At 40.4% G+C, this 12,718-nt stretch carries 12 protein-coding genes and 1 tRNA gene; 4 read left to right on the forward strand and 9 right to left on the reverse strand.

The features are described from left to right. Window positions 1-4: 4 nt before the first annotated feature. The 9 genes from QR40_RS26970 to QR40_RS27010 form a co-directional block, all read right to left on the reverse strand. Window positions 5-901, reverse strand: a complete 897-nt coding sequence (locus QR40_RS26970) for a carbohydrate ABC transporter permease (RefSeq protein WP_027295795.1) — start codon at window positions 899-901, stop codon at window positions 5-7. Between the two features lie 11 nt (window positions 902-912). Continuing rightward, on the reverse strand, window positions 913-1,848 hold the full coding sequence (locus QR40_RS26975; RefSeq protein ID WP_044297627.1) for an ABC transporter permease: 936 nt from the start codon (window positions 1,846-1,848) through the stop codon (window positions 913-915). A gap of 81 nt (window positions 1,849-1,929) precedes the next feature. After that, window positions 1,930-3,516: an extracellular solute-binding protein gene (locus tag QR40_RS26980; protein WP_044297628.1), complete on the reverse strand. Its 1,587-nt coding sequence runs from the start codon at window positions 3,514-3,516 to the stop codon at window positions 1,930-1,932. A 131-nt stretch (window positions 3,517-3,647) separates the two neighbouring features. Then, a complete protein-coding gene (locus QR40_RS26985; protein ID WP_081999071.1) occupies window positions 3,648-4,460 on the reverse strand; it encodes a response regulator transcription factor in 813 nt (270 codons plus the stop codon). After that, window positions 4,430-6,070 (reverse strand): sensor histidine kinase, encoded by a 1,641-nt coding sequence (locus tag QR40_RS26990; RefSeq protein WP_044297630.1) that lies wholly within the window; start codon window positions 6,068-6,070, stop codon window positions 4,430-4,432. The genes QR40_RS26985 and QR40_RS26990 overlap by 31 nt, the downstream gene beginning before the upstream one ends. Window positions 6,071-6,272: 202 nt before the next feature. After that, entirely contained in the window at window positions 6,273-6,869 is a 597-nt protein-coding gene (gene recR / locus QR40_RS26995; protein WP_027295790.1) for a recombination mediator RecR, read from the reverse strand. Then, window positions 6,869-7,225, reverse strand: coding sequence for a YbaB/EbfC family nucleoid-associated protein (locus QR40_RS27000; protein WP_027295789.1), 357 nt, complete (start codon window positions 7,223-7,225; stop codon window positions 6,869-6,871). The genes recR and QR40_RS27000 overlap by 1 nt, the downstream gene beginning before the upstream one ends. Window positions 7,226-7,249: 24 nt before the next feature. Next, on the reverse strand, window positions 7,250-8,944 hold the full coding sequence (dnaX, locus tag QR40_RS27005) for a DNA polymerase III subunit gamma/tau (protein ID WP_044297631.1): 1,695 nt from the start codon (window positions 8,942-8,944) through the stop codon (window positions 7,250-7,252). A gap of 18 nt (window positions 8,945-8,962) precedes the next feature. After that, window positions 8,963-10,036 (reverse strand): 6-phosphofructokinase, encoded by a 1,074-nt coding sequence (locus QR40_RS27010; protein ID WP_027295787.1) that lies wholly within the window; start codon window positions 10,034-10,036, stop codon window positions 8,963-8,965. Window positions 10,037-10,220: 184 nt separating this feature from the next. Here QR40_RS27010 and QR40_RS27015 point away from each other — a divergent pair. The 4 genes from QR40_RS27015 to QR40_RS27030 all read left to right on the forward strand — a co-directional run bounded on the left by QR40_RS27015 (window position 10,221) and on the right by QR40_RS27030 (window position 12,577). After that, a tRNA-Ser gene (locus QR40_RS27015) sits at window positions 10,221-10,308 on the forward strand. Window positions 10,309-11,477: 1,169 nt separating this feature from the next. After that, on the forward strand, window positions 11,478-11,819 hold the full coding sequence (locus tag QR40_RS27020; protein WP_152614301.1) for a hypothetical protein: 342 nt from the start codon (window positions 11,478-11,480) through the stop codon (window positions 11,817-11,819). A gap of 84 nt (window positions 11,820-11,903) precedes the next feature. Next, window positions 11,904-12,293, forward strand: a complete 390-nt coding sequence (locus QR40_RS27025) for a hypothetical protein (protein ID WP_044297633.1) — start codon at window positions 11,904-11,906, stop codon at window positions 12,291-12,293. 74 nt (window positions 12,294-12,367) lie between these two features. Then, a complete protein-coding gene (locus tag QR40_RS27030) occupies window positions 12,368-12,577 on the forward strand; it encodes a helix-turn-helix domain-containing protein (RefSeq protein WP_027295784.1) in 210 nt (69 codons plus the stop codon). Window positions 12,578-12,718 lie beyond the last annotated feature (141 nt).

Genomic DNA, 12,718 nt, shown 5'->3' on the forward strand with positions numbered 1-12,718 from the left:
GCACTTACTCCTTTACAGCTCCCAGCATAATCCCCTTAACAAAATATTTTTGAAAAAACGGATACGCAATCATAATCGGCAATATACCTACAACGGCTATTGCCATACGAACAGTGGTGGATGGAAGCATTCCCACATTGGCTCCGGCAAGCTGGGATGCATTCTTGGTCAGATAATTAATGTTTTCACTAATCTGATTCAAAAGGAGCTGTATCGTATAGTATTTGCTCCCCTCCCGCAAGGTCAGATAATACAGGCCATTCGTCCAGTCATTCCAGTATGCCAGCGCCGTCATCATTCCGATTGTAGCAAGAATGGGGCGCGACAGGGGCAGCACTATCCCGGTGTAAATCTTAATCTCTCCGGCGCCGTCAATTCTGGCAGCCTCTTTTAGCGATTCCGGAATACTGAACATGAAATAATTTTTAACCAAGATTACGTTGAATCCGCTCATAAGTAAACCAGGTAAAATCAGGGCAAGAATGGTATCTCTCACCTGAAAAATCTGATTCCAGCAATAATAAGCTGATACAATTCCACCCCCGAACAACATGGTAAATACACATAAAAAGTTCAGTATTTTACCTCCCGGAAGTTCCTTATCCGCAAGAGCATAGGCGAACATAGAAGTCACCATAAGACTGATTGCTGTCCCGGTCACCGTTACCAGAATCGTCATAAAATATGCTCTTCCAATAGTCTGCCATGACGTAGCGATATATTCATAAGCAGCCAGACTCCACTCTTTGGGAAAAAATCCGAATCCCTGCACTGTCGCATACTGATTATCCGTAAACGAAGCTATGACCAGCAGAATAAACGGAAGCAGCGCTGCCATTGTAAATAAAATCATCACTATATTTGAAATTAACTGCCACATATACGTTTCTTTTGATTTCATTTGCTCCCCTCCTAAAACAGCGCACTTTCGCTGCTATATTTTCTAACAATCTTATTTGCTATAAGTACCAGTATGAATCCCACAACAGACTGGAATACACTGGCAGCCGATGACATCCCAAAATCACTGTTTTTCATCAGCGCATTGAAAACGTACACATCAATCGTCTGGCTTACTGAATATAATGCACCTGAGTTTTTAGGAATCTGATAAAACAATCCAAAATCGGATGCGAAAATGCGGCCAATTGCCAGAATAAACATTGTGATTACCGTTGGTTTCAGCAAAGGAAGGGTAATCTTTTTAATCTGCTGCCATTTTGAAGCCCCGTCTATTCTCGCTGCTTCGTAATAATCCTGGCTGATCCCAACAATACTTGCCAAATAGATAATCATGGTATATCCGGTCCCTTTCCAGATATTACAAAGTGTTAATATGAGCGGCCAATACTTTTTCTCCTGATACCAGTTAATCGGATGCAATCCCAGATTTTTCAACATAGAATTTAACATTCCAGCATCGGAAGATAAAAGCGCATAAACCAGGTAACTTACTACCACCCAGCTGATCAGAAACGGTAGCAATATAATACTTTGATAAAATCTGGAAGCCGCCTTATTTTTCACCTCATGTAATAGAATTGCAACTGCTACAGAGATTACTGTTCCTAATACAATAAATACCAGATTATATAATACTGTATTACGGATAATGGTAAATGCAGTATTAGATTGAAATAAAAATTTAAAGTTATCTAACCCGCACCAGCTGCTGCCAAATATTCCTTCTCTGACATTGAGTTTTTTGAATGCGATTACAATTCCAAACATTGGAATGTAATTATTACATAACATATACAGGATTCCTGGCAGAGCCAAGGCATACACTGGAAGAAATCTTTTGAAGCGCAGCTTTTTTGTTTTTCGCAAAGTCGTGTTCGCTTGCATAGACATATTACCTCCTCAATATGATAGAATGGGCTGCCGATAAGATTCTTTCTTATTGGCAACCCATCTAAAATTATTATTCTACTGTTCTGCCATCCAGGTATCCAATTGCGTTTGATTTTCCTTAACAATTTCCTCAATACCTGCATCCTTCAATGCCTGTCTGAACTCGGGTAGTATTTCCGCCGGATTCTGGGCACCGGTTGATATTATTCCTGTATACTGGGAAACTACGGCATCTACTGCTGCTTTTTGTGCCGATACATTGGCAGCATTAAATACATAGCCCAGCGTACAGGATTTCCGTTTATCAGAAACACTGGAATTAAATTCTTTTAATTCCTTATAATAGTCCAGAGTCAGGGGTTCAAATACACTGATTGTGGATTTATCCCCATATACATGCAGCGGCATATGATAAGGACTGTTAGACTCATTTACTCCATCTGCAAAGCGGATCACAGCCTGTCCGGGAACTTCCCCTTTTTCAACTACCTCATAACTAATCCCCTCCAGCCCATAAGTCAGAATATTGTCCAGTTCATTATCTGCATACAGCATATTAAGGAACTGAAAGGTCTTTTCAGGATTTTCACAATTATAAGGGATTGACCACATGGTTGATTGATATTTCTGTGTTGCACAGTATTTATCTACTAAGGTAATCGGAACCATCTCTGTACCGCAGTCCCGGCTCACATTCATTTTAGCGTCAATATCGGTACCTGCAAAGTATCCCAGATAAAAGCCTGACTGTATCTGCGTAGTTGCTGCATCTGTATTGGTAGACGCATCCGGCGAGAAATAGCCAGACTGTGCCCAGTCATACATAGTGTTTGCAAATTCCTCATATTCCGGTGTACCGAACAGGTCTGTCACCTTGGTGTCTCCATCAAATCCAGCTCCAATCAGAACTCCCGTATTCATCGAAGAACCCAGATAGTCTACTGCATGAAAGCTGCTGTAATAATTAGAGGTGGATCCTGTGCCGGCAATGCCGTAATAGCCTTCTCCATATTTGTCCTTAAATGCCTTAAATAATTTACTCAAATCATCCGCTGTATAGACCTTGTCCTCTTCAAACGTGAAGCCCAGTTCATCCAGCATATCCTTTCTGGCAAAATAACCATCTACCAGAACCATTTTTTCTTCTGATGGAACAGCGTACAGCTTTCCATCGTAATACCCTCCTGCCATTGCGATTCCTTCTGCATCTTTGATGTCCTGCCCATACTGATTGTATAGATCATCCAATGAAAGAAACGCATTCTTGCTCACATAGTCTGATAAACCTCCGATTACGCTTACCAGATCCAGTTTGTCACCGGATGCTATCATCAGATTTGTCTGTGATTTCAAATCAGACACGGAAATGGGATACAGGGTAACGTTTACACCTATTTCCGGTTCTACAATTTCGTTAATGGCGGCTTCTACTTCAGCCAGACCGGATGGTTCGCTTCCCAGAGTCGGAATTTCCATCACGATATTGTAAACATCACCTTCGCTCTCCTTTTTCTCTGTTTCTCCGCTCTCATTTTTGGATTCTGCAGAAACTGTTTCTTTGCCGGCTGTGGAATTTGTCTCTCCCTCATTGTTTCCACAAGCTGTTAAAGATAACCCCATCCCCAATGACAATAAAATGGCCAACATTTTTTTCGTGTTCATAACCATCCTCCTTTATCTTTCTTGATGAGATTATTATACTCTTTTCCCTACTGTTCTGTATTAAACTATTCCAACAGAAACTTATACTATTCCCTGGAAAATTAACACTTTCCCGACATTCTTTAGCACTTTTACAACATCTCCTTATTTCGCATCTCCTGGATATATTCTCTGGGCGTTTTACCCGTACATTTTTTAAATATCTTCGTGAAATACGAATAATTATTGTATCCCGCCTTCACTGATGCGGCGCTGACCGTAATATTTCCATCCTGTAATAGCTTTTTCGCAAGACTGATCCTCTGCTCCGTAATATAATCCATGATTGACATATTATGTTTTTTACGGAAAATTCTTCCCAGATGGGCACTGCTCACATGCACATTTTTTGCAATTTCTTCGATATTTAAAGGTTCTGATATATGACTGTAAATATATTCTTCCACCTGTTCTACAATATCCGCTGCTATGGGCACCTTAACATCATCTTTCAGATTGTTCAGGTATATCTTCCCATAATTCTCATACATTTCAGCATCTCCTCTTTCTTTTACCTGCCGCTGTGCCTTTGCCAGATAATCTTCTACTTCCGACGAATCAGCCGGCTTCAGAATATAGCCCAGACACTGCATGGAAACTGCCTGTTTTGCAAAATCAAATTCACTGTGACAGGTCAAAAAAATGCACTCTGTATTTGGATAATGTTCTTTCACCCACTTTACCAGTTCAAGCCCGCTTCCAAAAGGCATTTCTATATCACACAGCAGAATATCAACTTTCTTTTGAAGAAAAATATTCACTGCCTGGGTATAACTATTCGCGGTCAGAATTTCGTCAAACTCAAAATTTCCCCAGTTAATATCATCTAATAATCCCTGTATTGCCAAGATCTCATCATCTACAATCAAGACATTCATTGTTCCTGCTCCTTTTCTTCCCTCCATGGTATTTTGATAAATATCTGTGTTCCTTCTCCCAGACAACTGGTAATATTAATGTATGCACTTTCCTGATACAGCATTTTCAACCTCCGCTTACAGTTCCAAATGCCAATGTGCTTACCAGTCTCATTTTCCGGAATTTCACCTTTTCTCAAAATCCCAAGCATTTCCTCCGTCATGCCATTTCCGGTATCACAGACACTGATGAACAGACTGTCTTCTTCTTTCCGGATGCTGACAATAATCTCTATTTCGCTGCCCATCCTCACAGCATATTTTACTGCATTCTCAACAAAATTTAATATCAGCAAGGACGGAATTTGTATTTCCATAACCTCAGCTTCAAAATTCCCAATATAGCTGAATGTTCCGGGAAAGCGAATCTTCTGAATCTCAAGATAATTTTCCACACATTTCATCTCATCTGACAAACGAATCATTCCATTGGTGTGCCACAAAGAAAATCTCAGATAATCCGCCAAATATTTGGTGAATTCCTTTATCTCCCTGTTCTTCCCGGATCTTGCCAGACTAAAAATTATATTCAGGCAGTTGACAATAAAGTGCGGATTCACCTGCAGCCTTAAATTGGTTGCTTCAATGTCCCTCTTCTCCAGTTCTGATTCATAAATCTGTATCTTAAGACTCTTTAGCTGACCTGCCATAGAATTAAACCTGCGGTTTAATTCATTAGCCTCCCGGTTCTCTCCAACTTCCGTAATCCTATATTCTGAATTTCCAGATTCTAATTCCGCCATTGCATGGTTTACCTTTTGAATTGGCCGGATCACAATTCTCTTTAAAACGATAATGATAATTGGGATAAATATCAAATAAATAGTCGGTATCAAAAACCAAATTTGCTCAGCCAGCGGTATCTGCGCCTCCAGGACTTTTTGAGAAAGAGAAATGTGCATGTAAATATCTGCTTTCGCTGATTTCACTACAATTAGTTCCCTGCCTTTCTCCTTATTATCCTGCATTTTGTTATCAAAAAAGACTTCTGATTCTTCCATAGACAGGCTGTCGGAAAATTTTTTCTCAAGGTCATTGAGATTAATGAGGGCCCCATAATAGAACCCGTCCAGAGCAAATTTACGTACCATCCACTTCTTCCCCATGATCTCCCGGCATTCCCACACAAACGGTGTATTTTCCCCGCACAAATTGAGAAGGTATTCCTTCACATCCTTCTTGTCGGCATTGTAATTACTCCGCAAAGCAATATTTAAGTAATTCTCATTTTCAATGAAGAAAAAATATCCATCAGCATCCAGCGCGTATCTTACCCGGCTGTTTAATTGCTGCCAGTAAAAATCAGCCTCTCTTATAAACGACTCTCCCTGCTTATGTTTCCTTAACTCTAAAACATGCTGATTTTCATCTATCTCAGTAATATTGTAAGTGTCTGACGAATAGATCCTGCGGTCCAATTCATACATATATATTTCAGCCGCCCTGGAAACTGATTCCACACTTTTGCTTAGAAACGCATGGTGTACCTGTGAGGAAAAAACGACTGCAATAATATTAATTGGTAAAATCAGAACTGTCATTAAAATAATCACCTGCAATGTAACTGATAACTTTCCAATTTTTGTAAATATTCTCATTTTTTATTTTCCTCCAGCTAATTTTCATTCAGAATCCCATTTTAAAGCGAGTAACATAATTATATCAGATATATTTACTATTTATCAACACTTAGCAGGAAGAAATGAAATCTATCAGAACAAACTTTGGGGGGAAATAATAAAAATCAGGGTAGAAATCCATATAGTAAGATTTCTACCCTGATTCTTTTAGCATACATTTTTATAATTCCACACGCCCTTCCAGGGCTCTTAGCAAAGTCACTTCATCGATATATTCCAGGTCACCGCCTACCGGCACTCCACTGGCAATTCTGCTGACCTTAACTCCGGTTGGTTTAATCAGCTTACTGATGTACATTGCTGTTGTCTCACCTTCCAGACTTGAATTCGTCGCAATTATAACTTCTTTTATATCCTGCTGCAAACGCTGCATTAATTCCTTTAACTTAATATCATTTGGACCTATCCCCAGCATAGGTGATATTGCACCGTGAAGTACGTGATAGACGCCCTCAAATTTACCGGTTTTTTCATATGCCGCCAGATCCCTTGTGTTTTCCACAACCATTATGGTAGTCTGGTCCCTTTTTGGATTTCTGCAAATCGGACAGAGCTCACTGTCTGTCAAAGTATAGCACTGTTTGCAGTAACGTACATTTTCCTTCGCCTCGATAATGGCATCGGAAAGCCGCTTCACCTCATCCAGGGGCCTGTTAATAATGTGAAAAGCCAAGCGCTGGGCCGATTTGGCCCCCACACCCGGCAGCTTTGACAATTCTTCAATTAATTTACTGATCTGACTGCTGTAATAATCCATTAGAACGGAAATCCTCCACCCATTCCACCAAGACCACCTGTCAGCTTCGCCATTGCAGCACCTGCTTCTTCTTCCATCTTACGAAGTGCTTCATTTGTAGCTGCCATAATCAGGTCTTCTAACATTTCAATATCATCGGGATCAACCACTTCTTCTTTTAAAGAAACCTTGGTTATTTCTTTTTTACCGGATACGGTAACTTCTACAGCACCGCCCCCTGCACTTGCAGTATATTCTTTTTCTTCTAATGCTTTCTGGTTTTCTTCCATCTGTTTCTGCATTTTCTGAGCCTGTTTCATCAGATTATTCATGTTGCCGGGCATTCCGCCTCCCGGAAATCCTCCACGTTTTGCCATTTTAATAAATCCTCCTATTTCTTATCAGTCTTCAATTACTACATCTGTGTGTATAAATTCTTTGATTGCATCTTCAACACTGATGCTGACAATATTGCCTTTATTCAGATGGCTGTCAACTTCCAGCATCATCTTCACTTCTACTTTTTTTCCAATCTTGCTGGCAATAATCCTCTCCAGCTCTTCCTTACGTTCCTCGCTTGCCACATAACGCTCACCCTGGAAATCCGGAAAACAAACAAACAGTCTGTCGTCTTCCCCCTGGGCATTGTATTTGGGTTCAGCCATGGATAAGACAATCTTAAACCGTCCTTCCGTCTCAGCAACGATACTTTTCCAGATCTTCTTTACCTCCTGAAGATCCTGCGGTGCTGCTTTTTCCAGATTACGGCCTTGTGCCGGCATTTGGGATCTTGTCACAGAACCGGCTTCCGGTGCGTTGCCCATATTTCCTGTACCTGCCGGAGGTACTTCTGCATTACCGGCATGATAAGCTCCGCCCAAAACAGCTTCTCCCGCCACTGCAGTACCAGATGGTACAGACTGAACTGACTGGATGGCTATTCCGCTTTCCAGCTTCTTTTCCAAAAGGCGTATCCGCTCAACCAGTGAAATTTCATCATTTTCCATTTCCGGCTTACACAGCTTAATCAGGGCAATCTCCAATAATATTCTTTTCGATGACGCATACTTGATCTGATTGGATAACTCAGAAAAAATACGGATAAACCGCATAAGGGTATCTTCCCTGACCATCCCGGCCTCTTCCTGAAGTTTTTTCATATTTTCTGTAGATACATCCAGAACATCTTCCATATTATCAGATGTTTTCAGAAGAAGCAAGTTTCTCATGTACCATGTGAAATCTACTACGAACTGCGTCAGTTCTCTTCCCTGCATGATCAGCTCTTCAAGCTTTGCCATAGCCCCAGCCACATCATGGCTGAGCACCATTCGCAGCAGATCGCTGAACACATCCGTATCCACAGCACCAAGCACTTCCAGCACATTATCATAGGTAAGTTTCTCACCCAGATAAAAAGCGATACACTGATCCAAGAGACTCAGGGCATCTCGCATGGAACCGTCTGCTTTTTTTGCAATGTAGTTTGTTGCCTTTGTTTCTACTTCCACCTGTTCTTCTTCCATAAGTTTATTCAGATGGGAACTAATCGTTGTCAGGGCAATTCGCTTAAAGTCATACCTCTGACACCTGGACAGAATCGTAATCGGAATCTTATGTGCCTCTGTAGTTGCCAGGATAAAGATTACATACGAAGGCGGCTCTTCCAAAGTCTTAAGAAGCGCATTAAACGCACCTATAGACAGCATATGAACCTCGTCGATAATGTATACCTTGAATCTGCCCTCGGTAGGTGAATAAGCTACCTCATCACGAATTTCACGAATATTGTCCACACCATTATTCGAAGCCGCATCGATTTCGATTACATTCATGGAACTTCCTGTTGAAATTGCCTTACAGGTTTCACATTCGTTGCAGGGATTGCCATCAATCGGATGTTCACAATTTACTGCCTTTGCCAGAATCTTGGCAATGGTTGTCTTACCTGTTCCACGGGTTCCGCAAAACAGGTAAGCATGCCCGATTCTATCTGCCTTAATTTGATTTTTCAGCGTTGTAACTATATGGTCCTGACCTTTTACATCCGCAAAAGTATCCGGACGGAATTTACGGTATAAAGCAGTATAACTCATGCTTTACTCTCCAATCTATTAATCTCCAAAACTAATGCCGATTAATTTTGCTTCCTTAATCAGCTGGTCATCCGGCGATACCATTTTTAACTTACCTGCTACATCTTCCAGTGGAATCTTCTTCGCTTTTCCATTTACGATTCCAACCATACAGCCATATTCCTTATCCAGAATACACTGTGCTGCTTCTGCGCCCAGTCTGGTAGAAAGAACCCTGTCATAAGGACATGGACTTCCGCCTCTCTGAGTATGTCCCGGAACTGTGATTCGAATCTCCATACCTGTTTCAGCCTGGATCTTCTCTGCAATTTCATATGATACAGACGGATGCCTCTTGTTCTTTAATTTTTCTTTTAATTCTTTCTTGGACAGTTTGGCATCTTCTTTTGAAATAGCACCTTCTGCAACTGCCAGAATTGTAAATCCCTTACCATCTCTGGAACGTTTGTCTATAGCTTCGATCACCTTAGAAATATCGTATGGGATCTCAGGCAGCAAAATAATATCTGCTCCGCCGGCAATACCCGCATGCAGCGTGAGCCATCCAACCTTATGCCCCATAACTTCTACGATAAATACACGGTTGTGCGATGCCGCAGTGGTATGAATGCAGTCAATGGCATCTGTTGCAATATTTGTAGCACTTTGAAAGCCAAAAGTCATGTCTGTTCCCCAGATATCATTATCAATCGTCTTGGGGAGATGTATGATATTCAAACCTTCTTCACGGAGAAGATTTGCTGTCTTTTGTGTACCATTTCCTCCCAGAATCACCAGGCAGTCCAGACGAAGTTTATAGTAGGTCTGTTTCATCGCCTCTACCTTGTCCAGTCCATTTTCATCCGGGACGCGCATAAGCTTGAATGGCTGTCTGGATGTTCCTAATATAGTCCCGCCTTTCGTCAGAATCCCGGAAAAATCCTTGCTGGTCAGCATTCTGTAGTCCCCATAAATAAGCCCTTTATATCCATTTGCGAACCCATATACTTCCAGCTCGTCCGCATTGGTACTCAGCCCCTTTACGACACCGCGCATTGTTGCATTTAAAGCCTGACAGTCGCCACCGCTTGTTAACATTCCAATTCTAATCATATGACACTACACCTTTCCTGTTATAATCAAAGTGTTACGAACCACTTTGTTAAGTTATTTTCCTCTTCAAACAGGCAGATAAACACGCCTCTTTGTTCATTATATATTATTTTTACTTTTATCACAATAACTTGAATAAAGTTTTTGCATTTTTCAAAAAATGTGATATACTATTTAAGTGCATGGAGACGTATCGAAGTGGCCATAACGAGCTTGACTCGAAATCAAGTTGTCGGGCAACCGGCACGTGGGTTCGAATCCCACCGTCTCCGCTATTAATAAATCGAGTGTTTACGCGTTTTGCCTATATTTAAAGGAACTGTTAAGAATTAAATGTACTGTAGAAGTATAAATTTTGTCACACGTGTTGCATTTTTACTTAGGAATGCAACACGAAATGCAACACGGAAAATGATATAATATGCTTAAAAAGTCCCTAGGAAACTGGGGACTTTTTATTCCATTTATTCTCATTGTATTTGTTCCTGTAAAAAAGTATATTTAAGATAAGTAAATTACTTTATGGAGAAAATATTATGAGACAAGTCCTAAATATAGAATTAGAATGCCGCACGCTCCTAAGCGGTGCACAGGAACCTGTGTTGGTTAGAACGCTACCCGATACCGCAGATAGCCATTATTATAAAATATTAGACATAAAGAACGGGAAAAAAAGTGGCACCGGGGCAAGTACATAACTATAGTAGCATGTGTTATAGCTGTGCATGGTAATCATAGGAACGTTCTGTTGCTGCATTTCCCGGAAAAATCTATGTGGAAACTCGTTATGTAACCCCGGTTAATCCGGGGTTTTCTTATTCTTCTACTTCTTCCGGGTACACATCCAACCGCATCCCCTTAAACACAGGCTGTCGCATAGCACCTTTAGTATTAGGAATGTATTCCACGGTGCAAACCTGATGCGCTACCCATATAGCATTCTCATTTCCTTTGGGCAGTATAGAAAATGGGTTCCTGCCGGTTGGAACCAGTGTCTTTATAACTCCGGCGGATACTCCCAGGGTTATGTGTCCTTTATATAGAAGTCTTCCGTTCCGGTATCTTCCTCATATTCCTGCATCAGCTCTTTAAATGGCTTTCCAAACAACGTTTTATAGATCAACTTCGTGTAGTTTGGGTACATGAAGTTTTTATGGGGGCTTGCTGTTCGAACTTCTATGGCAGCCGGCAGGGCGTTGTGCCATCCGTTCTGAGTCTTGTCGGAAATGAGGTGGTGCCGATGTACGTTACATACAGTGATTTATTTACCTTCGTAATCATGCTTACATCTGTTATAACTTTAGTTGTAACTATCAAAAATAAGCATAAAAAATAACGCCCCCACTCTGGTAAAGTAAAGCGTTATTTTTAAATACTTATTCTGCCAGAACGGATAGTCATGACCTATCCTCCGGCTGTCTTGTTAAGTATATTATAGTCAATGTTCAGATATTTGTCAATAAATTATCTAACACGAAAGATAAACTTCAATAGAAGACCTGTCTTTTTATTTATTCCTGATGAGATAATGCCCATTGTGGTATACGAAGCACTTCACGAAACAGTTACTTATTTATTAAATGAAAAACTTCCCATGAACCAAATAGATAATTTGGTTTTTCCTAATTTTGATAATAGAATTACATTTAATGGATTAATCAATATTGTGAACTCTCAACTTGTTATTGGTAGCTATCATCCTGTACATACTGTCATAATAGAAATCAGCCAATCTAAATCAGCAAATTATAAACTTGCAATTAGTATAGATCCAAAAAAATAAATACATGAATCGGTACTATTTATCTTGTACTCCAATATAAGCTTTGATATAATACTATATACAATACACCGACAAGAGCAACTTATGGCTTTGGAAAATAAATTGGGCATTACGGACGCAGCAGAGCTTGCCCGTGATGAAGAAAAAACAAGCAAGAAAAAGGCTCTCGAATTGTTTGAAATACACAAATACCAGTTCAGAGAGGGTAACGGCAGGGGTACCAGAATTTGGCTTGACTCTATCCTCAAAAAGGAACTGCACCAAGTAATTGACTGGAGCAATGTTAATAAAGACGATTATCTGCTCGCTATGGAGCGTAGCCCAATTAAGGATGTTGAGATAAAAACACTTCTTCGTGCTGCTTTAACTGATAAAATCGACGACCGTGAAGTCTATATGAAAGGCATTGACGCAAGCTACCACTATGAGGGATACAACGTCTTTAAAACGGAAGATTTGGACAATGAGAATTAATCGACCTATTCGTGCGAATTGTAGATAAAAGGTAAAGCTATGACTGAGTACAACCAGATTGAGAGGAAAATACAATGGCTGTTAGTTATAAAAAGCTCTGGAAGCTGCTTATTGATAAAGATATGAAGAAGAAAGACTTACGTGAGGCCGCGAATCTAAGTCCCTCCCTCGTTGCCAAAATGGGCAGGAATGAAAACGTCACAACCGAGGTGCTGTCAAGGATTTGTGCAGCACTTAAATGTGACATCGGTGATATTATGGAAATGGTGCCAGAGGAAGAATAAGAGCTAAACGACTTATTAAAGTGTGTCAAATCATACGAGATTATGCGGCAGATAATCCACTAAAAATGCATTAGTGATATGCCAGAAATATAAGCTGTGAATGGTAAACTTTATGTATCAGCTATATTTGATTGCTTTGAT

It is taken from the genome of Robinsoniella peoriensis (assembly GCF_000797495.1).
Lineage (GTDB): Bacteria > Bacillota > Clostridia > Lachnospirales > Lachnospiraceae > Robinsoniella > Robinsoniella peoriensis.

Coding starts and splice junctions, on each gene's coding strand:
- QR40_RS26990 (WP_044297630.1), bottom strand. CDS start 6,070: ATGAGAATATTTACAAAAATTGGAAAGTTATCAGTTACATTGCAGGTG.
- QR40_RS26985 (WP_081999071.1), bottom strand. CDS start 4,460: ATGGAGGGAAGAAAAGGAGCAGGAACAATGAATGTCTTGATTGTAGAT.
- QR40_RS27020 (WP_152614301.1), top strand. CDS start 11,478: ATGTTCAGATATTTGTCAATAAATTATCTAACACGAAAGATAAACTTC.
- QR40_RS27000 (WP_027295789.1), bottom strand. CDS start 7,225: ATGGCAAAACGTGGAGGATTTCCGGGAGGCGGAATGCCCGGCAACATG.
- QR40_RS27010 (WP_027295787.1), bottom strand. CDS start 10,036: ATGATTAGAATTGGAATGTTAACAAGCGGTGGCGACTGTCAGGCTTTA.
- recR (WP_027295790.1), bottom strand. CDS start 6,869: ATGGATTATTACAGCAGTCAGATCAGTAAATTAATTGAAGAATTGTCA.
- QR40_RS26975 (WP_044297627.1), bottom strand. CDS start 1,848: ATGCAAGCGAACACGACTTTGCGAAAAACAAAAAAGCTGCGCTTCAAA.
- QR40_RS27025 (WP_044297633.1), top strand. CDS start 11,904: ATGGCTTTGGAAAATAAATTGGGCATTACGGACGCAGCAGAGCTTGCC.
- QR40_RS26980 (WP_044297628.1), bottom strand. CDS start 3,516: ATGAACACGAAAAAAATGTTGGCCATTTTATTGTCATTGGGGATGGGG.
- QR40_RS27030 (WP_027295784.1), top strand. CDS start 12,368: ATGGCTGTTAGTTATAAAAAGCTCTGGAAGCTGCTTATTGATAAAGAT.
- dnaX (WP_044297631.1), bottom strand. CDS start 8,944: ATGAGTTATACTGCTTTATACCGTAAATTCCGTCCGGATACTTTTGCG.
- QR40_RS26970 (WP_027295795.1), bottom strand. CDS start 901: ATGAAATCAAAAGAAACGTATATGTGGCAGTTAATTTCAAATATAGTG.